Annotated in this window: 20 protein-coding genes; 9 read left to right on the top strand and 11 right to left on the bottom strand. The window is 61.6% G+C overall.

Features of this window, described 5'->3' with window-relative positions; translation table 11 throughout:
* Positions 1–190 precede the first annotated feature (190 nt).
* Positions 191–1,285: a 4-hydroxyphenylpyruvate dioxygenase gene (gene hppD / locus AB1E33_RS12030; protein ID WP_372577521.1), complete on the bottom strand. Its 1,095-nt coding sequence runs from the start codon at positions 1,283–1,285 to the stop codon at positions 191–193.
* Between the two features lie 148 nt (positions 1,286–1,433).
* Between hppD and AB1E33_RS12025 the strand changes: the two genes are divergently transcribed.
* On the top strand, positions 1,434–1,889 hold the full coding sequence (locus tag AB1E33_RS12025) for an Lrp/AsnC family transcriptional regulator (protein WP_372577764.1): 456 nt from the start codon (positions 1,434–1,436) through the stop codon (positions 1,887–1,889).
* A gap of 16 nt (positions 1,890–1,905) precedes the next feature.
* Positions 1,906–3,777: a monovalent cation:proton antiporter-2 (CPA2) family protein gene (locus AB1E33_RS12020; RefSeq protein WP_372577520.1), complete on the top strand. Its 1,872-nt coding sequence runs from the start codon at positions 1,906–1,908 to the stop codon at positions 3,775–3,777.
* A 10-nt stretch (positions 3,778–3,787) separates the two neighbouring features.
* Here the strand turns inward: AB1E33_RS12020 and cobT are convergent, their stop codons facing one another.
* Positions 3,788–4,801, bottom strand: a complete 1,014-nt coding sequence (gene cobT, locus AB1E33_RS12015) for a nicotinate-nucleotide--dimethylbenzimidazole phosphoribosyltransferase (protein WP_372577519.1) — start codon at positions 4,799–4,801, stop codon at positions 3,788–3,790.
* Between the two features lie 79 nt (positions 4,802–4,880).
* Here cobT and cobS point away from each other — a divergent pair, with 79 nt between their 5' ends.
* On the top strand, positions 4,881–5,645 hold the full coding sequence (cobS, locus tag AB1E33_RS12010; RefSeq protein WP_372577518.1) for an adenosylcobinamide-GDP ribazoletransferase: 765 nt from the start codon (positions 4,881–4,883) through the stop codon (positions 5,643–5,645).
* Here cobS and AB1E33_RS12005 read toward each other — a convergent pair.
* The 6 genes from AB1E33_RS12005 to AB1E33_RS11980 form a co-directional block, all read right to left on the bottom strand.
* Positions 5,642–6,412 carry a potassium channel family protein gene (locus AB1E33_RS12005; RefSeq protein WP_372577517.1) on the bottom strand — a complete coding sequence of 257 codons (771 nt, stop codon included), beginning with the start codon at positions 6,410–6,412 and terminating at the stop codon, positions 5,642–5,644. The two genes, cobS and AB1E33_RS12005, sit on opposite strands and share 4 nt — an antisense overlap.
* A gap of 118 nt (positions 6,413–6,530) precedes the next feature.
* Positions 6,531–7,046 (bottom strand): CarD family transcriptional regulator, encoded by a 516-nt coding sequence (locus tag AB1E33_RS12000; RefSeq protein WP_372577516.1) that lies wholly within the window; start codon positions 7,044–7,046, stop codon positions 6,531–6,533.
* Between the two features lie 308 nt (positions 7,047–7,354).
* Entirely contained in the window at positions 7,355–7,693 is a 339-nt protein-coding gene (gene fdxA, locus AB1E33_RS11995; RefSeq protein ID WP_372577515.1) for a ferredoxin FdxA, read from the bottom strand.
* 64 nt (positions 7,694–7,757) lie between these two features.
* Positions 7,758–8,129, bottom strand: coding sequence for an Hsp15 family ribosome-associated heat shock protein (locus AB1E33_RS11990; protein WP_372577514.1), 372 nt, complete (start codon positions 8,127–8,129; stop codon positions 7,758–7,760).
* A gap of 6 nt (positions 8,130–8,135) precedes the next feature.
* Entirely contained in the window at positions 8,136–11,012 is a 2,877-nt protein-coding gene (locus AB1E33_RS11985; protein WP_372577513.1) for a helicase-related protein, read from the bottom strand.
* Positions 11,013–11,040: 28 nt separating this feature from the next.
* The gene (locus AB1E33_RS11980) at positions 11,041–11,610 is read right to left on the bottom strand and encodes a tetratricopeptide repeat protein (protein WP_372577512.1); all 570 of its coding nucleotides are present in this window, start codon (positions 11,608–11,610) and stop codon (positions 11,041–11,043) included.
* 70 nt (positions 11,611–11,680) lie between these two features.
* Here AB1E33_RS11980 and AB1E33_RS11975 point away from each other — a divergent pair, with 70 nt between their 5' ends.
* The 3 genes from AB1E33_RS11975 (at position 11,681) to AB1E33_RS11965 (ending at position 14,851) form a co-directional block, all read left to right on the top strand.
* A complete protein-coding gene (locus tag AB1E33_RS11975) occupies positions 11,681–11,971 on the top strand; it encodes an SCP2 sterol-binding domain-containing protein (protein ID WP_372577511.1) in 291 nt (96 codons plus the stop codon).
* Positions 11,971–12,936 (top strand): alpha/beta hydrolase, encoded by a 966-nt coding sequence (locus tag AB1E33_RS11970; RefSeq protein ID WP_372577510.1) that lies wholly within the window; start codon positions 11,971–11,973, stop codon positions 12,934–12,936. Before AB1E33_RS11975 ends, AB1E33_RS11970 begins: the two co-directional genes overlap by 1 nt.
* 94 nt (positions 12,937–13,030) lie before the next feature.
* A complete protein-coding gene (locus tag AB1E33_RS11965; RefSeq protein ID WP_372577509.1) occupies positions 13,031–14,851 on the top strand; it encodes a M3 family oligoendopeptidase in 1,821 nt (606 codons plus the stop codon).
* Between the two features lie 45 nt (positions 14,852–14,896).
* Here AB1E33_RS11965 and AB1E33_RS11960 read toward each other — a convergent pair whose 3' ends face one another.
* Together AB1E33_RS11960 and AB1E33_RS11955 are read right to left on the bottom strand one after the other, a co-directional pair.
* Complete coding sequence (locus AB1E33_RS11960) at positions 14,897–15,547, bottom strand: hypothetical protein (protein ID WP_372577508.1); 651 nt, start codon at positions 15,545–15,547, stop codon at positions 14,897–14,899.
* 85 nt (positions 15,548–15,632) lie between these two features.
* Positions 15,633–15,902, bottom strand: coding sequence for a DksA/TraR family C4-type zinc finger protein (locus AB1E33_RS11955; protein ID WP_372577507.1), 270 nt, complete (start codon positions 15,900–15,902; stop codon positions 15,633–15,635).
* Between the two features lie 139 nt (positions 15,903–16,041).
* Here AB1E33_RS11955 and AB1E33_RS11950 point away from each other — a divergent pair, with 139 nt between their 5' ends.
* The 3 genes from AB1E33_RS11950 to AB1E33_RS11940 all read left to right on the top strand — a co-directional run bounded on the left by AB1E33_RS11950 (position 16,042) and on the right by AB1E33_RS11940 (position 19,646).
* Positions 16,042–17,220 (top strand): dipeptidase, encoded by a 1,179-nt coding sequence (locus tag AB1E33_RS11950; protein ID WP_372577506.1) that lies wholly within the window; start codon positions 16,042–16,044, stop codon positions 17,218–17,220.
* A gap of 50 nt (positions 17,221–17,270) precedes the next feature.
* Positions 17,271–18,386, top strand: a complete 1,116-nt coding sequence (locus AB1E33_RS11945; protein ID WP_372577505.1) for a THUMP domain-containing class I SAM-dependent RNA methyltransferase — start codon at positions 17,271–17,273, stop codon at positions 18,384–18,386.
* Between the two features lie 192 nt (positions 18,387–18,578).
* Positions 18,579–19,646 carry a fasciclin domain-containing protein gene (locus AB1E33_RS11940; RefSeq protein WP_372577504.1) on the top strand — a complete coding sequence of 356 codons (1,068 nt, stop codon included), beginning with the start codon at positions 18,579–18,581 and terminating at the stop codon, positions 19,644–19,646.
* Positions 19,647–19,712: 66 nt separating this feature from the next.
* Here AB1E33_RS11940 and rpoH read toward each other — a convergent pair whose 3' ends face one another.
* Positions 19,713–20,609, bottom strand: a complete 897-nt coding sequence (gene rpoH, locus AB1E33_RS11935) for an RNA polymerase sigma factor RpoH (protein ID WP_372577503.1) — start codon at positions 20,607–20,609, stop codon at positions 19,713–19,715.
* Positions 20,610–20,683: the final 74 nt, after the last annotated feature.

Raw genomic sequence — 20,683 nt, 5'->3', positions numbered from 1 at the left:
TTTTGCCAGTTCCCTGTGCCGCATTCAGGCCAAAGGCTGAGCCAAAAGACGCATACCCGCCCTTGGTGACGAACGTTGCGCTTGAACATGAGGTCTGCAATGGACTCAAAGCGGACCTAAATAATACGAACGAAAGTAAGGTTGAGTTTGCCGGCGGGCCGCTTTCGCGGTCCGCCAGCCCTCCCTCCCATCAGTCGGCGGCGAGCTCGCCCGCTGCGATCTGCTCGCGTTCGATGGATTCGAAGAGCGCCTGAAAATTACCCTCGCCGAACCCGTCATCCCCCTTACGCTGGATGAACTCGAAAAAGATCGGCCCGATCACGGTTTTTGAAAAGATCTGCAGCAGGATCCGTGTCTCGCCGCCATCCACCACCCCCTCTCCGTCGATCAGGATGCCGTGTTTCATCATCTTGTCCTTGGGCTCGTCATGGCCGCTAACCCGCTCATAGGAGAGATCATAGTAGGTCTCGTTCGGGCCGGGCATGAATTTAAGGCCCTTTGCGGCAATCGCATCAGTCGAGGCATAGATGTCGTCCGACCCCACTGCGATATGCTGGATGCCTTCGCCGTTGTATTTCTTCAGGTAAGACACGATCTGCCCGGTCTCGCCGCGATCCTCGTTGATCGGGATGCGGATACGGCCACAAGGCGAAGTCAGCGCGCGGCTGTAGAGCCCGGTGAACTTTCCCTGAATGTCGAAGAAACGGATTTCGCGGAAGTTGAACAGGCTCTCGTAGAACCGGAACCACTTGTCCATGTTGCCCTTGAAGACATTGTGGGTCAGGTGATCGAGATAGAAGAACCCGTCACCGCGCGGCTTGGATTGGGTTAGCCAATCGAATTCCTGATTGTAGGGCGACGTGTCGTAATACTTGTCGATGAAATAGATCAGCGAACCGCCGATGCCCTTGATCGCTGGCACATTCATGGTCTTGTCGTCGGCATCATAGGGCTCGGCCCCCTGCGACACCGCGTGCTCGTAAGCCGCCTGCGCATCCACCACGCGCCACCCCATCGACGGGGCACAGGGGCCGTGCTCCTCGACGAACCGCGACGCAAAGCTGCCCGGTTCGGCATTGAGGATGTAGGTCACATCGCCCTGCTGCCAAAGCTCGATATCCTTGCTCTTGTGACGGCCGGTCAGCGCATAGCCCATGCGAGTGAAGAGGTCGCGCAACTGCTGCGGCTCGGGATGGGCAAATTCCACAAATTCGAACCCGTCAGTACCTGCGGGGTTTTCATCGCTAATGATCGATTTCGGGGCATTGTGCGGGAAAGGACCCATGGCGCGTCTCCGATTTTTGCTGAATTTCCGTTCGCTTGAGCAAATATACGCCTGATTCCGTACAGTTTCTGCGCAAATTCACGAAGCATTCCCCCTTTCAATGCGGGGTCTACGCGCTATCCTGCAAAAAAACGAAAAGATGACGCATATGTTGGATGACACGGATTGCCGCCTTCTCTCGGCCCTGCAAAAGAACGCCCATTTGACCGCGCATCAATTGGGAGAGCTTTTGCACCTCTCGCCCAGCCAAGCCGGGCGGCGCAGACAGCGGCTGGAAAGCGAGGGCTATATCACCGGATATGCTGCGCGGCTCGATCCCGGGCGGCTGGGCCTGCATGTGCAGGGCTTTGTCCAGGTTCATTTGGGCACCCATGGTCCGGACCAGTCGGCGGGTTTCGCTCGCATGGTGAATACCAGACCGGAGATAATCAGCGCATGGACGATGACCGGAGAGGCGGATTACCTCTTGCAGGTTTATTGTGCGGACCTGCCTGCGCTGAACAGCTTGCTTCATGAGGTCATCCTGCCCCATCCTGCAGTGGCCCGCATCCAGAGCCAGATCGTGATGGATCAGCTCAAGCGCGACGCACCGCTGCCGACCTGACTGCGAAAGGACCGACATGGAAAACTTCCTCTACCAGGCCACGATCTATCTGGCAGCGGCGGTGATCGCCGTACCGCTTTCGGCGCGGTTGGGGCTGGGGTCGGTGCTGGGTTATCTGGCGGCGGGCATCGTAATCGGCCCCGTGCTGGGACTGGTCGGCGCCGAGACAGAGGATCTTCAGCACGTCGCCGAATTCGGTGTGGTGATGATGCTGTTCCTGATCGGGCTCGAGCTTGAGCCCAAGGCGCTTTGGGACATGCGCGACAGGCTGATCGGGCTGGGCGGGTTGCAGGTGGGTGTGTCGACTCTGGCCGTCATGGCGGTGGCGATGATTGCAGGCCAACCCTGGAGCATTGCACTTGCCGTAGGGCTAACCCTGTCGCTATCCTCGACCGCTATTGTCTTGCAGACCCTGTCAGAGAAGGGGCTGATGCAGACAACCGGCGGGCGGGCCACGTTCTCGGTCTTGCTGACGCAGGACATTGCCGTCATTCCGATCCTTGCCTTCCTGCCCCTGCTGGCGATGCAGGCAATGCCGCACCTGACCAGCGATGGCTCAATCACGCTTGGCGGCGAGGATGCTCATGCGGAGACCCTTTCGCTGGTGGCCGGGCTTCCTGGTTGGGCGGTGACGCTGGTGACTATCGGAGCGGTCGCATCGGTCGTGCTGGCGGGCATCTACCTGACACGGCCTGTCTTTCGCTACATCCACGCGACAAACCTGCGCGAAATGTACACCGCGCTGGCGCTGGTGATCGTCGTCGGCATCTCGTTCCTGATGTCTCTGGTCGGACTGTCCCCGGCTCTGGGGTCGTTTCTGGCCGGTGTGGTTCTGGCCAACTCCGAGTTCCGCCACGAAATGGAAAGCGATCTGGAACCGTTCAAGGGGCTGTTTCTGGGGCTATTTTTCATCACGGTTGGGGCGGGTATCAACTTCAACCTGTTCTTCCGCGACCCGCTGGACCTGATCGGGCTGGCCCTGCTGGTCATATTGGCCAAGGGGATCATCCTTTATGTTGTGGGTAGGGCTTTCAAACTGCGCGGACGCGACAGGTGGCTGTTCACGCTTGGCCTGGCGCAGGCGGGAGAGTTCGGCTTTGTGCTGGTGGCCTTTTCGGCGCAGCACAACGTGATCCCGCCGGGGCTGCAGCAGAAGCTGCTGATGATCATCGCCCTGACCATGCTGATCACGCCGCTTCTGTTCATCATCTTTGACCTTCTGTCCAAGAACATGCGTGACCACACCCCGAAGCAAGAACCCGACAAGATCGACGAGGAAGGTCCGATCATCATCGCCGGGATCGGGCGGTTCGGACAGATCGTGAACCGGCTGGTGCAGGCTAGCGGTTTCAAAACGGTCGTGCTGGACACGGATATGGAGACCATCCAGCTGATGCGGCGCTTTGGCTACAAGGGGTTTCTGGGCGATCCGACCCGGCCCGAACTTCTCAAGGCGGCCGGGCTGGCAAAGGCGAAGGTTCTGGTGGCCGCGATGGACGATGCCGCCGAGGTCACCAAACTGGTCGCCTATGCCCGCCGCCAGCGGCCGGAACTGCACATCGTCGCGCGGGCCTATGACCGCACCCATGTCTATGAGCTCTATCAGGCCGGGGCCAGCGACATCGTGCGCGAGATGTTTGACGGCTCACTGCGCGCCGGGCGTTACGTGCTTGAAAATGTAGGCCTGTCCGAGTTCGAGGCCGCCGGGGCCGAGCAGACCTTCTATCACCATGACCGCGGATCGCTGCGCGAACTGGCCGCGCTGTGGAAACCGGGTGTGCCTGCCAGCGAAAATCCCGAATATATCGAGCGCTCCAACAAGCTGCAGCGCGATCTTGAAACCGCGCTGGTGGAACTGGCCGAGGAACACGCGAAGAAATCGGCCTGAGCCGGGTGGCTCAACCGTCGGTCACACCGGCCTCGGCAAAGGTGGCCATGCCGGAATGGCAGGCCACTGCCGATTTCAGGATGTTGATCGCCAGCGCGCCGCCCGACCCCTCGCCCAACCGCAGGCCAAGCGACAGGAGCGGTTCCTTGTCCAGCGCCTGCAACAGTCTTGCATGGGCGCTTTCGGCGCTCTGGTGGCCTGCCACCGCATGATCCAGCGCGGTGCCCGAGACCCGCCCCAGGCACGCCGCCGCCGCCGTACAGATGAACCCGTCTAGGATGACCGGAATGCGCAGCACCCGCGCCGCCGCGATCGCTCCGGCTATCGCGGCAATCTCACGCCCGCCGAGGCAGCGCAGGATGTCCAAGCCGTCATCACTGCCGCCATGCAGCGCCACGCCCTCGGCCACCACTCGTGTCTTGTTGGCAAGCCCGACCTCATCCACGCCGGTGCCGCGCCCGGTCCAGTCGCTGGCCTCGCCGCCAAATAGCGCGCAGGCCAGGGCCGCCGCGGGGGTGGTATTGCCGATGCCCATCTCACCCACCACAAGCAGATCGACGGACGGGTCCACCGCCGCCCAGCCGGTGCGCAGAGCGTCCAGCAGGTCCGCCTCGCTCATGGCTGGGCCTTTGGTGAAGTCATCCGTGGGCCGGTCCAGATCCAGCGCATGCACATCCATGCGCGCGCCCGCTGCCCCGGCAAGCTGGTTGATCGCCGCGCCGCCGTGTTGGAAATTCGCCACCATCTGCGCCGTCACTTCGGCCGGAAAGGCCGACACGCCCTGCGCGGTGACCCCGTGATTTCCGGCAAAGACGACAACCTGCGGCGCCTCGACCTGCGGCCGCGCAACACCACGCCAGCCCGCATACCAGATCGCCAGATCCTCGAGCCGCCCCAAGGCGCCCGGCGGCTTGGTCAGTTGCCCATTTCGGTCTTGTGCAGCACTCAGCGCATCCCCGTCGGGACCCGGCGCCTGGTTTAGCGCAGTGCGGAATTCGGTCAGGTCGGTCAGGTCAGGGAGCATCAAGAGCCTCGTTGCATCAGATCGTTCCTGCGTGTTTAACCAATGCGCGTGATGCGACAAGACCAACAAAGGCCCGTGAATGACAAAAAGCGACATGCGCCCCGTCTCGAGCTGGGATATTCCGCTGGCTCTGGTCCTGCTGACCCGCCTGCCCCTTCCCCGCCTGCCCGAACCCGTCTTTGAGCGCCAGGCGATGGCGGTCTGGGCGTTTCCCTGTGTCGGACTGGTTCTTGGCACTCTGGCCTGGCTGTTTGGCGTCGCCACCCTGGCGCTTGGCCTGCCTGCAACGCTTGTCGCTGGACTGGTGCTAATCGTGCTGGTGGCGGGCACCGGTGCGATGCATGAGGACGGGCTGGCTGATACCGTGGACGGGTTTTGGGGCGGGTTCACCCGCGAACGCCGGTTGGAGATCATGAAGGACAGCCATATCGGCACCTATGGGGTGCTGGCGCTGATCCTGTCTCTGCTGCTGCGCTGGGGGGCGATCGTAGCCCTGATCGGCACGGGCGCGCTTGGGATGCTGCTGGCTGCGGCGATCTGGTCGCGCGCCCTGATGCCGGTGCTGATGGCCGCAATGCCAAATGCGCGCGGTGCGGGGCTGAGCCACGAGGTCGGCAGGCCCTCGGGCACGCACGTCGCGTTGGGGCTGGGGCTGGCGCTGGGACTGAGCGTGCTGATCGCAGGAGCGATCGTGCTGATCCCTGCCCTTGTATCCACCCTTGCCGTGGCCGGACTGGCGGCGGTTGCCAGGGCCAAGATTGGCGGTCAGACCGGGGACGTTCTGGGCGCAGCCCAGCAGGTTGGCGAGATCACATTTCTGCTGGTGCTCAGCGCCACGGTCTAACCCGCCCCGCCGGTCTCAATCTTGAGTAAACCGCCGCAATGCTTGCAATGCACCGCGTCGGGATCATGCCGAAACAGCCCACAGCCCCTGCATTTGTGACGCACCTTCTGCGGCATAAAAATTGCCTGTGCCAAGCGCACGAACAACGCCACGCCCACCACCATAATGAACACCGAAAACAGCTTGCCCGCAGGCGACGCCAGCGTGATGTCACCGAAACCGGTCGTGGTCAGCGTTGCCATGGTGAAGTACAGCGCGTCGATATAGGGCGTCTGGCTATTTTCAGGGATGAAATAGACCAGCACGGCGGTCGAAGTCGCGAACACAAAGACCATCAGGTTGACGGCGGCAATCACCGCATCCTCATGGGTTCGGAAGAACTGGCTGTCGCGGCGCAGATCGTGCAGCAGGTGATAGGAATGGATCAGGCGCAACGCCCGCAGGATGCGCAGAAACGCCAGATTGCCCTCAAGAAACGGATCCAGCAGCAACGATCCGACCACCACGATATCGGCGATCGTGTAAACCTTGCGCAACAGCGCCCACCGGTCCCGCGCAATCCACAGCCGCGCCGCAAGATCCAGCAGGATAATCAGCCCGACCAGCACGCTGGCCCGGGTCAGGCCGGGCCCATGTTCAAGGGGTGCGGTCGAGACGAAGAAAACAATTGTCGTCAAATCAAAGAGGATCAGCCCATATCGGAACCAGACCGAAACCAGTCCTCTTCCGATGTAAAGCATGCGCACGAAACGCTTCAAGCCGGTCATTCTCATCCTCCGCAGGCGTTGGGTAAGGATAAGCGCGGAAACCCGCATGACCGCAACCTTCGATGAACGAAAAAGGCCGCCCCAAAGAGCGGCCCCGATACTTTCAGACGATCACGGATCAGGCTGCGACGGCGCGCGAGGTCAGAACCTCGTCAACCTGCTTGGCGGCCATGATCTCGTCGCCGCCGGATACAGCGGCCACTTCGCGGATCAGACGTTCCAGCGCAGCCTCGTACAGCTGACGTTCGGAATAGCTCTGCTCGCGCTGATCATCGGTGCGGTGCAGATCGCGGACCACCTCGGCAATCGCGATCAGATCGCCCGAGTTGATCTTTTGCTCGTATTCCTGCGCACGGCGCGACCACATGGCGCGCTTGACCTTGGCCTTGCCCTTGAGCGTCCGCATCGCCTGGCTGATCACATCGGGCGAGCTGAGCGAGCGCAGGCCGGATTCGGTGGCCTTGTTGGTGGGCACCCGCAGGGTCATCTTGTCTTTTTCGAACGAGATCACGAACAGTTCGAGCGAGTATCCCGCCACTTCCTGTTCTTCGATCGAAATGATCTGTCCCACGCCATGCGCCGGGTAGACAACATAGTCATTGGGGCGGAACTCGAGCTTCTTCGACTTCGACATACAGATCTTTCCTTTGCTTGCGTCGGGATGTTTCGACGTCAAAACACCACTCTGGGACCCCGCTTCAGGCTCCCGATTGGTGGAGATAGTGACGTTTTTTCTAGCTCCGAGGTGTGAGGTCCAACGGAGTATATCCCGGTCATAACTTCAGTTGAGTTGTTAACTTACCATAATTTCGAAGAAATCGGAAGCCGCCGTAAGGTCACAAACCGCCTGCCCCATATATTTCAAGTGCTTATGAGGCCAAGTTAAACTCTGAACCGGAGAGTTCGGTACAAATAGGACCGAATCACTTACCCGTTTTCCGATCAGCCGCCTTCACCCGGTGCTTCCGAGAAATACTTCTCCATTTTGCCTTCTTCGCCGTCGCGCTCCTCAGCGTCCGGCATCGGGTCTTTCTTGGAGACGATGACCGGCCACATCTCGGAGTATTTGCGATTGAACTCGACCCATTTTTCCATGTCGGGCTCGGTGTCCGGGCGGATCGCATCGGCTGGGCATTCCGGCTCGCACACACCGCAGTCGATGCATTCGTCGGGGTGAATGACCAGGGTGTTTTCACCCTCATAGAAGCAATCCACCGGGCATACCTCGACGCAGTCGGTATATTTACAGGCGATGCAGTTCTCGGTGACAACATAGGTCATGTGGCGTAGTCCAGTTCTGTTCTGGCCGTTAGCTAGTTCAGACGGCGCGCGTCTTCAAGGCGGTTCAGTCTTCGGAGCGGCGAGAAAGATCAAGTAATCGCCTATCTTTCTTGGTCGGGCGACCTTTTCCCTCAAAGCCCGGGTTTTGCGGCGCATTGTCCTGCGGCGGGCTCAGATCCCGGTACAGTTGTTGCGCCTCGGGCGCCGGGCCGCGCCTCTCACCTATGGCCTCGATCCCGATCACCCGCACCACGCGCGCCTGCACGAAGGTCAGAACATCGCCCGGGCCAACGGGCTGCGCGGGCTTTTCAGCGCGGGTGCCGTTCACCCGTACCTTGCCCCCCGCCACCTGTTTGGCGGCGAGGCTGCGGGTCTTGAAGAAGCGGGCATGCCACAGCCATTTGTCCAGACGCTGCCGGGTGGGCGCCTGCGACATGGGCCGCTACTTACCCTCTTTCAGCGCCATCAGCGCCGCGAAAGGATTGTCCGGGTCGATGGGCTTGTCCGATTTGGGCGGGCGCGACGAGAAGGTCTTGGCCCCCTTCTTGGGTGCCCCGCCCTTTTTGCCGCCGGGTTTATGGCGCGGCTTGCCCTGCGGCTTGTCCCCGCGCGGTGCGCCCCGGCCTTGTTTCTGATCCCGCCGCGGCCCACGGCCTGCCTGACGATTGCGACCCCAGGTGAAAGTGAAGAACACTTCGACTTCGGGCTCGGTCGGCGCTGCGGTCTCACGGGTCTTGGCGGTCTCAACCGGTGCCTCTGCGGGTGCGGCCTCCTCAGGTTTGACGTCGGCAGCAATAGCGTCGGCACTTGCCTCGGGTTCGGCAACCGGCGTTTCTGCCGGGCTGTCTTCGGTCGAGGCTTCACTGACCTTGGCGGCCTCGGCGGGCGCCTCTGTTTTGGCGTCGGCCTCGGCGGGTTTCGCATCCACCTCGGGCTTTGCTTTCACCTTCTCGCGTTCGCCGCGTTCGGCGTTGTAACCCAGCCCCTGCATCAGGACGGAAAACTGTTCCAGCGTCATGCCGGTGATCGAGAGCATGTCGGGCTTGGCCTCGAACCCGCCCCGGCTGTCCTCGCTGCGCAGCATGTCGGCGAGTCGTTCCAGCATGTCGATGCGGATCGCGCGTTCGCCGGCGGTGCGATAGCCGCACATGGTGTCATAGCCTTTGGGTGCCGAAACATCCGCAGGCACGGTCACCAAGCCGGGTGGCGGGGCGTCAGGGAACATCTGAAGTCCCTGGCTGAGCGACCACAGCACCAGACGCAGGCGCGTCGGCGCGGGTTTCAGCAAGAGCGGCATGAAGATGGTGAACTGGCCGAACCGGATGCCGTGCTTGCGCAGCGCGCCGCGGGCGTCCTGATCCAGGTCCTTGACCTCTTGCGCCACTTGCGCGCGCGGCAGGATGCCCAGCGCCTCGACCATGCGGAAGGCAAAGCCCCGCGCCAGCCCGGTCAGTTCCTCGTCACGGGACAGGTTCAGCAGCGGCTCGAACAGGGCCGCAACCTTGCGGTCGATGAAATGCTGCAACCGGCGCTGCACCTTCTGTTCCACATCCGGACCGGCAGCCTCGTCGACAAACACCTCGACCTGCGGTTTCATCGGGTCGTCCCCGGCAACCAGCTTGCCGACCGCGTATTCGCCCCACATCAGGCCGCCCTGATCGGTGTAATCAATCTCGGTGTCGGGTGCATTGTAGAACCGGTCGGCCCGCAGATGGAACTGCGGTGCCAGCGCCTGCAACGACGCGGTTTTCAACGCCTTCGCCTCGGCGCCCTGCGCGCTTTTGTCCGGGCTGAACCGGAACCCTTCCAAACGGCCGACGAATTCGCCTTCGACGGTCACTTCACCTTTATCATTCACTTCGGCCAAAAGGGCCTCCTTCTGTTTGAGCCGGCGCAACAATACGGATGTGCGCCGATCCACAAATCGCTGGGTCAGACGGTCATGCAGAGCATCCGACACCCTGTCTTCTACAGCGCGCGTTTCGTCACGCCAATGTGATTCGTCGGCAACCCAGTTGTTCCGTTGCGCGACATAGGTCCACGTGCGGATATATGCCAACCGTTTCGACAATGTGTCGATATCCCCGTCCGTTCGGTCGATGCGTCGAATCTGGCGGGCCATGAAATCGTTCGGGATACTGCCGCGCTCATGCAGGTGGCCAAATATGACTTCCAGCAGGCTGGCATGTTCGGCGTGGCTGATGCCCCGGAAATCCGGCACCCGGCAAACATCCCATAGCAGCCGGACCGAGGCCACATCGCTGGCGCGGGCCATTATCTCGGTCTGTTGCGAGAGCGTTTTGAGTGCCAGCAGGTCATCGGCTGGACGCGCCTTGAGCAAGGTCTCGTCTTTCGGGGCCTGTTCCAGCGCGTCGATCAGTGCCTCGACCGAACCGAAGCGCAGATCGGGATTGCGCCAGTTGAGCTTTTTCAGCGGCGTGAAGCGGCTGTCCATGATCGCCTGCGCCATGCCTTCATCCAGCTTGGGGGCCTCGCCGGTGACGCCGAATGTGCCATCCGACATGCCCCGCCCGGCGCGGCCCGCGATCTGGGCCAGTTCGTTTGGGGCCAAGGGGCGCATCCGCCGACCGTCGAACTTGCTGAGCGCGGAAAAGGCCACATGGTCGATATCAAGGTTCAGCCCCATGCCGATGGCGTCGGTCGCCACCAGATAATCCACCTCGCCATTCTGATAGAGCGCCACCTGCGCGTTGCGCGTGCGCGGGCTGAGCGCGCCCATCACCACCGCAGCACCACCTTTCTGGCGGCGGATCAGTTCGGCAATGGCATAGACATTATCGACCGAGAACCCGACTATGGCGCTGCGCGGCGGCATCCGGCTGATCTTTTTCGAGCCGGAATAAACCAGTTGCGACATCCGGTCGCGGCGTACGAATTCCACCTCAGGTACCAGCGCCCGGATCGGACCGCGCATCGTGTCGGCACCCAGAAACAGCGTCTCATGGGTGCCGCGTGACCGCATCAGGCGGTCGGTAAAGACATGGCCTCGCTCGGGATCGGCGCAAAGCTGGATCTCGTCGATGGCGAGGAAATCGGCGCCCATCCCTTCGGGCATCGCCTCGACCGTGCAGACCCAGTATTGCGCGCGCGGCGGCACGATGCGCTCTTCGCCGGTGACCAGCGCCACGACAGACGGACCGCGCGCAGCAACGATCCGGTCAAAAACCTCGCGCGCCAGAAGCCGCAGCGGCAGGCCGATGATGCCCGTGCGATACCCCAGCATCCGCTCGATCGCGTAATGCGTTTTGCCTGTGTTGGTCGGGCCAAGAACGGCCACGATCCGGGATGACCCGTTCACCTTCGCCCCCTGCCCGGTTCGCCGGGCCTCAGAGTGACCGCCCCTCAACGTGGGATTGCAGTCGATTCATGGCAGTGGTTACTTGCTCGTGATGGGGATGTATAGCTAGCGCGCGCTCATAGGCCCGATAGGCCTGTTGCGGACGATCCAGCGCCTCGAATATCAGACCAAGTCCGAAAATCGCGTCATACTGGTTGGGGTTAAGCGCCAGCGCACGCTCCAGATCCGCCACTGCCGGTCCGAGCAGATCGGCGGCGAAATAGGCCGAGGCGCGGGCGTGCCAGGCTTCGGCGAAATCCGGCGCGTGATCGGTCAGCGCCGTCAGATGCTCGATCGCGGTATCAAGGTCGTCCTCCTCAAGCGCGTCACGCCCGCGCTGGAGCAGCAGATCCGCCGAGGGTGAGCCGGATTTCGACCATAGTGACTGCAATTGCCGGTTCAGGCGCCGGGCCTGCGACTCGTCGGCCAGCGCCAATGCCGCCAACAACTGCGATTCGTCGTTGATATCGGCTTCCTGTGAATGTCCAGACCCGGAAAACATCACTATGACGAAGATTGCCGCTACGATATCTTTGAGTATGGGGTATGCAATGGTCATAACAGTGTTCACTGTAGCGTCGCCCGTCACAATGTCCAACCACCGCACGGGCGCAAGATAAAGGAAGACCATGAGCGAATTACTTGACCAGGCCGTCAGCGTCCTGAACGAAAAACTTGCCGGTGGCGCGTTTTCCGCGACCGCGAAATTCGACATTGCCGATCTGGGCGCGATCATGCTGGACGGCAGCGGCGCCCGCATTGGCGATGATACCGCCGATGTGACCCTGCGCGCGGATGCCGAAACATTTCAGCAAATCGTTGGCGGCGATCTTGACGCGACCGGCGCCTTCATGTCCGGCCGCCTGACCGTTGACGGAGACATGAGCCTGGCCATGCAACTTGCCTCGGTTCTGGCCTGATGAAGATGTCGCCGGCCCCCCTCTTTGAAGATGTGGCCGGCGGTCCGACCGGGGGTCTGGCCCATTGGCTGACCACTGCGGACAATGTCTGCATCCGGATTGGGCATTGGCGGCCCGAGGGTGATGCGCAGGGCACCGTCCTGATGTTCCCCGGCCGCACCGAATATGTTGAGAAATATGGCGACGCGGCGCGCGAGTTCACAGCGCGGGGATTTGCGTTTCTGGCCATCGACTGGCGCGGACAGGGGTTGGCAGACAGGCCGCTGGATGACCGCCGCGTCGGCCATGTGGACCGTTTCGTGGATTACCAGCACGATGTGAAGGCAGTGTTCGACGCCGCCGCCGCGCTGGATCTGCCGCGCCCCTATCACATAATCGGCCACTCGATGGGCGGGGCGATCGGTCTGCGTGCCATCTATGAGGGGACCGCTGTTGCCAGTTGCGCCTTTACCGGGCCGATGTGGGGCATCTTCTTTACGCCCGTCATGAAACCGCTCAGCTGGGTGACCGCCTATTGGGGGCCGAAAGTTGGTCTGGGTCACAAGATTCCACCGACCACCACGCTGGACAGCTATGTCGCCTCGCAACCGTTCGAGGGCAACATCCTGACCCGCGACCCGGGCATGTACGAGATGATGAAGGACCAGTTGCGCGCGCATCCCGAATTGTCACTGGGCGCGCCTTCAACCATCTGGCTGCGCGAGGCACTGGATGAATGCCAGGATCTATCCGAACGCCCCGCACCCGACACACCCTGCATCGCCGTGCTTGGCAGCCACGAGCAAATCGTCGACCGCAAGGCGATCCGCGCGCGCATGGCAGGCTGGCCGAAGGGAGAGTTGATCGAAATTCCCGACGGCGAACACGAGGTTCTGATGGAGCCGCCAGAGGTGCGTGGCCCGGTCTATGACCGGCTGGCCAGTTTCTTCGCCATCAATGCGACATGCCCTATGCTGAGCACCTAAACTTTCCTTCACATTGCGCGCCCACACGGCGATCCGTCTTGTGATCGCCGGACCCGGCAACTAAATGTCGGGGAAAGCAGTTTGCGAGGCCCACATGCTCAACCATCCCTTTCCCGTTCGTGACGCAAATGCCGCCAGAGGCACCGACAATCTCGGCGATCTGCCGGAATGGGATCTGAGCGATCTCTATACCGGCGAAGATGCCCCAGAACTGGCCCGCGACCTGGACTGGCTGGAAGGCGAATGCGCCGGTTTTGCCACCGATTACGAGGGCAAGCTGAGCGATCTGGATGGCGCAGGCCTGCTGCGCTGCGTCGAGCGCAACGAAAAGATCAGCGCCACCGCCGGTCGGATCATGTCCTTTGCGGGCCTGCGCTATTACCAACTGACCACCGATGCGGACCGGGCGAAGTTCATGTCCGACATGCAGGAGAAAATCACCATTTTCACCACACCGCTGGTCTTCTTCACGCTGGAACTGAACAGGTTGGAGGATGACCATCTGGCAGCGCTGCTGGAGCAGAATGCCGATCTGGCCCGCTACGCACCGGTCTTCCGCCGCATTCGCGCCATGAAACCCTATCAACTGAGCGACGAGCTTGAGAAATTCCTGCATGATCTGGGCGTTGTCGGTGACGCCTGGGAGCGGCTTTTTGACGAAACTATCGCCGGGCTGACCTTCACCGTCGACGGCGACGAGTTGAACATCGAAGGCACGCTCAACCTGTTGACCGAACAGGATCGCGCCAAGCGCGAGGCGGCAAGCCGCGAACTGGCGCGGGTCTTTGGCGAGAACATCAAGACCTTTTCCCGCGTCCACAACACCCAGTCCAAAGAAAAAGAAATCGTCGACCGCTGGCGCGGAATGCCCACGGCGCAGACCGGGCGGCACCTGTCCAACGATGTAGAACCTGAGGTGGTCGAAGCGCTGCGCGAGGCGGTTGTGGCCGCCTATCCCAAGCTCAGCCATAGGTACTATGAACTCAAGCGCAAGTGGCTGGGGCTGGACGTTATGCAGGTCTGGGACCGTAACGCGCCACTGCCGATGGAAGACACAAGCATCGTCAACTGGGCGCAGGCCGAGAAAACGGTGATGGACGCCTATAAAGCCTTCGACCCGCGCATGGGCGAGCTGGCGGCGCCCTTCTTCTCGAAGGGCTGGATCGACGCTGCCGTGAAACCCGGCAAGGCGCCCGGCGCTTTTGCCCACCCCACGGTGACCGAAGTGCATCCTTATGTGATGCTCAACTATCTGGGTAAACCACGCGACGTGATGACCCTTGCCCATGAGCTGGGCCATGGCGTGCATCAAGTTCTGGCCGCAGATCAGGGCGAGATGCTGTCCTCGACCCCCCTGACGCTGGCCGAAACCGCGAGCGTGTTTGGCGAGATGCTGACCTTCCGCAAGATGCTGGATGCAGCGGAAAGCCCCGAGCAGCGCAAGATCCTGCTGGCGGGCAAGGTCGAGGACATGATCAACACCGTGATCCGCCAGATCGCGTTCTACGATTTCGAATGCAAGCTGCACGCCGCCCGGCGCGAGGGCGAGTTGACGCCGGATGACATCAACGCGCTCTGGATGTCGGTGCAGGCGGAATCGCTTGGTCCGGCATTCGAGTTCATGGAGGGCTATGAGAGTTTCTGGGCCTATATCCCCCACTTCGTCCACTCGCCCTTCTACGTCTATGCCTATGCCTTTGGCGACGGCTTGGTGAACGCGCTCTACTCGGTCTATGCGGACGGCGCGGACGGCTTCGAAGAGAAGTATTTCGACATGCTGAAAGCCGGCGGCTCCAAGCACCACAAAGAGCTTCTGGCACCGTTCGGTCTGGATGCCAGCGATCCGAAATTCTGGGACAAGGGGCTCAGCATGATCTCGGACATGATCGACGAACTGGAAGCGATGGAGGGCTGAGCGCCTCAGCAGTAACCGGCCCCGTTTGCAGGGGCCGGCCCAGATTCACTCGTTGGTCGCAAAACACATGAACAGACCGGCACCACCGGTTTGTGTCAGAGCCTCTTGCGAGCACCCGCGAGAATTATGCGCCGCATTCCACGAGGTATTCCCACCGCCATGGCGGTCATGGTGACCGACCGTGGCACTGCCTTCGTCTGAACTGGTCCAGTTGCTGCAGGTCCGGTCGGCTTCCTCACGCGGGAAATAGGCGGTGCCGTCAGACATCGTGCCCGTCAGGATGTCATGCTCGTTTGGCGAGTCGCCGCGCCCTTTCACCAGATCGCCATTTTCGTCCAAGGCGGTCGATTTGACAATATTGGGGTTCAGATGCAGCTCGTCCAGATTGGTCGCGATCAGAACACCCTGCGCATTGTGCCAGGGCCCTGCCCCGATCCGGTCCCGCGCCGAGATGCCGCGCTTGCCCTGTTCCTGCGTACTCAGATAGGCCCTCCAGGTCTTGCCGGTGGTGCCCGCCGCCTCAGCAAGCTGGGAGCAATAGGCATCCGCACCCTCAAGCCCGCCAAGATCACCGCCCTTGCCCAAGCCAACACTGGTGATGAAAAAGCTCATGCTGGTGTCTTGCGCGACGGCGATTGGTCCGGACATGCCCAGAACGGGAATGGCCAGCAGTGCGGCGGTAATCATACTTTTCATTCGAATATCCTCTCTGTTGGTCCATATCCGCCAAGCATATCCGGGTCGGGCTTCCGCGTCTGCACCCGCAGCGGATGGGGCCGGATCACTTCAACTGACTGTCCTTCGATCCACGCCGGTTGATCCCCGCGCGCGGCTTGAAGGACGCATCGCGATCCTGCTGGCATTCGATGCACAGTTTGACGCCCGGCAGCGCCTGCCGCCGGGCTTCGGGGATGGGTTCTTCGCAATCGGCGCAATGGGTCAGGCTGTCGCCAACGGGGCGTTTGGCGGCTTTCATCCGCGCCAACTCGTCCGAGATCGACGCCTCAATCTGTTCGCTCACCGCACCGTCACGCGCCCATCCGCCCGCCATGTCAAACCTCCGTTTCAGGTCCGCTATCATAGCGGTTTCTGCGATCTCCGCCAGCACCGCCCCGACCAACTCAACACCGGGCTTTCCTTTGCGTCCCGTCCAGCTTCGCTGCGCCTGTCACAGCAGGGAGAGAGACAAGATGCTGAGGGTGCAGAAGTGCGTGATCGGGCTTGTGTTTATAGCCGTGGTTGTTGGTGCGATCGCGGTGTTTTGCTATGCGCCGGCCTATGTCGAGGCAAGCCGGAACAACGTGATCGAGCATGCCCCCTACCCGGTCTCTGGCCCTGCTGCCGCTCTGCATGAGACCCTGATCGTGGGCGACCTGCATGCCGATCCCCTGCTCTGGAACCGTGACCTGACCCAGCGCGGTAGTCGGGGTCGGGTCGACATCCCCCGTCTGATCGAGGGCAATGTGGCGCTGCAGGTCTTCACCGCCGTCACCAAATCCCCCGCCGGTCAGAGTTACGACCACAACGACGCAGAGGCCCGCGACAACATCACCCTTCTTGCCATCATTCAGCGCTGGCCTTTACGGACCTGGGAGAGCTTGAAGGAACGCGCGATCTATCAGGCCGAGAAGCTGCACAGGGTCGAGGCCGACTCTGATGGTCGCCTGAAGATCATCAGGACACGTGCCGATTTGGACGCGGTTCTGGCCGCCAAGGCAAACGGAGAAGAGATCGTTGGCGGTATTCTGGGAATCGAGGGCACGCATCCGCTTGAGGGGGACATGGCAAATCTCGACCCGATCTTTGATGCGGGGCATCGGGTCTATGGGTTGCAGCATTTCTTCGACAACGCAGCGGGCGGGTCATTGCATGGTCAGGAAGACAGCGGGCTGACCGATTTCGGGCGCGCACTGGTGGCCGAACTTGCAACGCGGCCGGTGGTGATCGACCTGGCCCATTCCAGCCCGCAGGTTGCGCGCGATGTGATCGCGATGACCGACATACCGCTTATCGTCAGCCATACCGGGCTGCATAGCTTCTGCCCGGTCAAGCGGAACTATCCCGATGATCTGATGATCGAGATCGCCCAGACAGGCGGCGTTATCGGCATGGGATACTGGGCCGATGTCACCTGTGGCGACATCACGCCCGCGGGCATTGCCAAGATGATCGTGGCGGCAGTGGATGTGCTGGGCGAAGATCACGTCTCGCTGGGGTCCGATTTCGACGGCTCGGTCGAAACCGCCTTTGACACGTCGGAACTGGCCGCACTGACATCGGCCCTGATGGATCAGGGGCTGAATGAGGCGCAGATCCGCAAGGTGATGGGCGAGAACATGGTGCGCGTCTTGCGCGCGCGCCTGCAATGAGGGCGCAGAAACCGGTCGAACCCGCCCCGCTTTGCCGATAAGCAGGGCGGATGGACAAGACCGAGCCTTTCGAGATTTTTCTGGTGGTGACGCCGGGACTGGAACAGCCGCTGGCCGAGGAAGCGCGCGCGCTTGGCTTTGACGCCCCCATCGTCTCGCCCGGCGGCGTGACCGTTCAGGGGCATTGGCCCGATGTCTGGCGCGCCAACCTGTGGCTGCGCGGGGCCACCCGTGTGCTGGTGCGCATCGGGGCTTTTCGCGCCTTTCACCTCGCCCAGCTCGACAAACGGGCGCGCAAGTTTCCCTGGGCCGAGACGCTGCGCGCTGATGTCCCTGTGCGGGTCGAGGTGACCTGCCGCAAATCGAAAATCTACCACGCCAAGGCCGCCGCACAACGGATCGAGCGCGCCTTGTCAGAGGTACTTGGAGCCCAAATCGACCCCAAGGCGGACCTGGCCGTTAAAGTCCGGATCGAGGATGACCTTTGCGCCATAAGCCTCGATACTTCTGGCGAAAGTTTGCACAAGCGGGGCCACAAACCTGCCGTCGGCAAGGCCCCGATGCGCGAGACCATGGCCGCGATGTTCCTACGCCAATGCCGCTTTGACGGCAGCGAGCCGGTCTATGACCCGATGTGCGGCTCGGGCACTTTCGTGCTGGAGGCCGCAGAGATCGCCATCGGGCGCGCACCGGGCCGCTCGCGCAGTTTTGCGTTTGAGAAACTGGCAAGCTTTGATGTCCAGATCTGGGACGAAATGCGCCGCGCCGAGACGCCCAATTCCACCGACAGGCGCTTTTATGGCTCGGACCGCAATGACGGGGCCATCGCCAACAGTATACGCAATGCCGAAGCCGCTGGTGTCGACGGTATCACCCGTTTTCACCGGGCGGCAATCAGCGATATCGTTCCGCCCGATGGGCCACCGGGCCTTGTGATCGTCAACCCGCCCTATGGGGCACGGATCGGCAACAAGAAACTCCTGTTTGGGCTGTACGGTGCGTTCGGGCAGGTGATGAAAGAGCGGTTCTCGGGCTGGCGCGTGGGCGTGATCACCAGTGATGGCGGGCTGGCGAAGGCCACCGCGCTGCCCTTTCAGTCACCCGGCCCGCCGGTAGCCCATGGCGGGCTGAAGGTCAAACTCTACCAGACGCCGAAACTGTCCTGAGGACCTGCTCGGCAGCCTTGCGCCCGTGACCGGCAGGGGGCCGCCGATCACGGCTTCGTGTAGAGCCCACCCCTGATCCACGACGCCTCCCGCGCCGTAAACCTGTCATCTTCCCAACGCAAAGACGCGCCACTCACACGCGGTCGTTCATCAGCAGGGAAGCACAAAAAACAGGGTTGGAGGTTCCCAGACATGGACACGACACAAACACTGACCGGGATTGTACTGAACAGCGGTGCGCCCGGAACATACGACACGGATAATGGCGATTTCGATCTGCTGCGCGACGCGGTGATCACCGCCGGGCTTGCCGACGATCTGGACAGTGATGCAGTATCGCTGACCGTCTTCGCCCCCACCGACGCCGCCTTTATCGGGCTGGCGCAGGCGCTTGGCTATGGCGGGTCGGACGAGTCCGGATCGCTGGCCCATATCGTCGATGCGCTGACCCTGCTTGGCGGCGGTGACCCGATTCCGCTACTAACCGATGTTCTGACCTATCACGTGGTCAATGGCGCCTTTGACCTGGAGGCCGTGGCCGGACTGGGCAACGGGGCCGAGATCGGCACACTTCAGGGCGGCTCGGTGACGCTGAACCTCGAAAGCGTTCCACCCAGCCTGGGCGATGCCGACGACGGTATCGCTGATCCCGGTCTGGTCGCCTTCGACATCAAGGCCACCAACGGAATCATCCATGTTCTGGACGGCGTGCTGCTTCCGGTCTCGGTGACCGGGATCCTGTCCCAGCCCAATACCGATTTCATTCTGGATGATGACGGCAGTTCTTTCAACTTCACCGGTCGGGGAAACGACTTCATCGACGGCAATGGCGGGCGCGACATCATCTGGGCCGGCAATGGGCATGACATCGTGCTTGGCGGCTCCGGAAACGATGTGATCGGTGGCGGTTGGGGCAAGGACATCCTGCGCGGCGACGAGGGCCATGACAAAATTTTCGGCGGAGGCGGCAAGGACGTGATCGATGGCGGCGATGGCAATGACTACATCTTCGGCGGCTGGGGCAAGGACAATTTTGTCTTTGAGAACGGCGACGACCACGACACGATCCTGGATTTCCGCGTTGGCCGCGACAAGATCGATCTGACCGGCTATGAGGGGATCGACAATTTCCACGACATCGAGGACCACATCAGTGGTCGGTTCTTTCGGACCGTGATCGATCTGGACGATGGCGACCGGCTCAGCCTTATCGGCGTGCGCGCGCATCAACTGGACGCGGATGACTTCCTGTTCGCCTGATACCGTGGCTCGAAACGCAACAGCCCGCCGGGATCGGCGGGCTGTTTTTCGTTTCTTAGCAACGCATCACGCCGTGGCGAGCATGCCCTTGTTGCGGGCCAGTTCGCGCATCTTCTTCTGCAGTTTCTCAAAGGCGCGTACTTCGATCTGGCGAATGCGTTCGCGGCTGACATTGTACTGGCCGCTCAGTTCTTCCAACGTGACCGGCTGGTCCATCAGGCGGCGTTGAGTCAGAATGTCCTTTTCCCGGTCGTTCAGAACCGAAAGCGCCTCGGATAGCAATTCGCGCCGCGCTTCAAGCTCGTCACGCGCCTCGTAATCGCCAGCCTGGTCGGCATCCTCATCCTCCAGCCAGTCCTGCCATTGCATGGTGCCTTCGCCTTCGGAACCGACCGTGGCGTTCAACGAGGCGTCACCACCGGACATGCGCCGATTCATGCTGACCACCTCAGCTTCGGTCACGCCCAGATCATTGGCGATCCGCGCAACATTCTCGGGCCGTAGATCACCCTCTTCCAGCGCGCCGATACGGGCCTTGGCCTTGCGCAGGTTGAAGAACAGCTTTTTCTGGGCCGACGTGGTCCCCAACTTGACCATCGACCACGAGCGCAGAACATATTCCTGGATCGAGGCGCGGATCCACCACATCGCATAGGTCGCCAGACGAAAGCCCTTTTCGGGGTCAAACTTTTTGACCGCCTGCATCAGGCCCACATTGGCCTCAGAGATCACTTCAGCCTGCGGCAGCCCATAGCCACGATAACCCATCGCAATCTTCGCCGCGAGACGCAGATGCGAGGTCACCATCTTGTGGGCGGATTCGGTATCCTGCTCTTCGACCCAGCGCTTGGCGAGCATGTATTCCTCTTCCGGTTCCAGCAGGGGAAATTTGCGAATCTCCTGCATATAGCGGTTCAGACCGCCTTCAGGGGTGGGTGCGGGTAGATTTGCGTAATTTGACATATCCGTTGTCCCTCCGGAATGATGTTTATCCTCTTAACATAGCATATGGGTCACCTATGCTGTCCGTTCAAGAG

The organism is Ruegeria hyattellae (assembly GCF_041537925.1).
Lineage (GTDB): Bacteria > Pseudomonadota > Alphaproteobacteria > Rhodobacterales > Rhodobacteraceae > Ruegeria_C.
Note: the sequence above shows the minus strand (reverse complement) of the source record. Positions and strands in the feature narration are given on the sequence as shown.

Excerpts from the sequence above, each read along its gene's own strand:
- AB1E33_RS11955 (WP_372577507.1), bottom strand. The coding sequence starts at position 15,902 with ATGGCGGGCGGATGGGCGCGTGACGGTGCGGTGAGCGAACAGATTGAG.
- rpoH (WP_372577503.1), bottom strand. The coding sequence starts at position 20,609 with ATGTCAAATTACGCAAATCTACCCGCACCCACCCCTGAAGGCGGTCTG.
- AB1E33_RS11950 (WP_372577506.1), top strand. The coding sequence starts at position 16,042 with ATGCTGAGGGTGCAGAAGTGCGTGATCGGGCTTGTGTTTATAGCCGTG.
- hppD (WP_372577521.1), bottom strand. The coding sequence starts at position 1,285 with ATGGGTCCTTTCCCGCACAATGCCCCGAAATCGATCATTAGCGATGAA.
- cobS (WP_372577518.1), top strand. The coding sequence starts at position 4,881 with ATGACAAAAAGCGACATGCGCCCCGTCTCGAGCTGGGATATTCCGCTG.
- AB1E33_RS12005 (WP_372577517.1), bottom strand. The coding sequence starts at position 6,412 with ATGACCGGCTTGAAGCGTTTCGTGCGCATGCTTTACATCGGAAGAGGA.
- AB1E33_RS11970 (WP_372577510.1), top strand. The coding sequence starts at position 11,971 with ATGAAGATGTCGCCGGCCCCCCTCTTTGAAGATGTGGCCGGCGGTCCG.
- AB1E33_RS11965 (WP_372577509.1), top strand. The coding sequence starts at position 13,031 with ATGCTCAACCATCCCTTTCCCGTTCGTGACGCAAATGCCGCCAGAGGC.
- AB1E33_RS11975 (WP_372577511.1), top strand. The coding sequence starts at position 11,681 with ATGAGCGAATTACTTGACCAGGCCGTCAGCGTCCTGAACGAAAAACTT.
- cobT (WP_372577519.1), bottom strand. The coding sequence starts at position 4,801 with ATGCTCCCTGACCTGACCGACCTGACCGAATTCCGCACTGCGCTAAAC.
- AB1E33_RS12000 (WP_372577516.1), bottom strand. The coding sequence starts at position 7,046 with ATGTCGAAGTCGAAGAAGCTCGAGTTCCGCCCCAATGACTATGTTGTC.
- AB1E33_RS12025 (WP_372577764.1), top strand. The coding sequence starts at position 1,434 with ATGTTGGATGACACGGATTGCCGCCTTCTCTCGGCCCTGCAAAAGAAC.
- AB1E33_RS11945 (WP_372577505.1), top strand. The coding sequence starts at position 17,271 with ATGGACAAGACCGAGCCTTTCGAGATTTTTCTGGTGGTGACGCCGGGA.
- AB1E33_RS12020 (WP_372577520.1), top strand. The coding sequence starts at position 1,906 with ATGGAAAACTTCCTCTACCAGGCCACGATCTATCTGGCAGCGGCGGTG.
- AB1E33_RS11940 (WP_372577504.1), top strand. The coding sequence starts at position 18,579 with ATGGACACGACACAAACACTGACCGGGATTGTACTGAACAGCGGTGCG.
- AB1E33_RS11990 (WP_372577514.1), bottom strand. The coding sequence starts at position 8,129 with ATGTCGCAGGCGCCCACCCGGCAGCGTCTGGACAAATGGCTGTGGCAT.
- fdxA (WP_372577515.1), bottom strand. The coding sequence starts at position 7,693 with ATGACCTATGTTGTCACCGAGAACTGCATCGCCTGTAAATATACCGAC.
- AB1E33_RS11980 (WP_372577512.1), bottom strand. The coding sequence starts at position 11,610 with ATGACCATTGCATACCCCATACTCAAAGATATCGTAGCGGCAATCTTC.
- AB1E33_RS11960 (WP_372577508.1), bottom strand. The coding sequence starts at position 15,547 with ATGAAAAGTATGATTACCGCCGCACTGCTGGCCATTCCCGTTCTGGGC.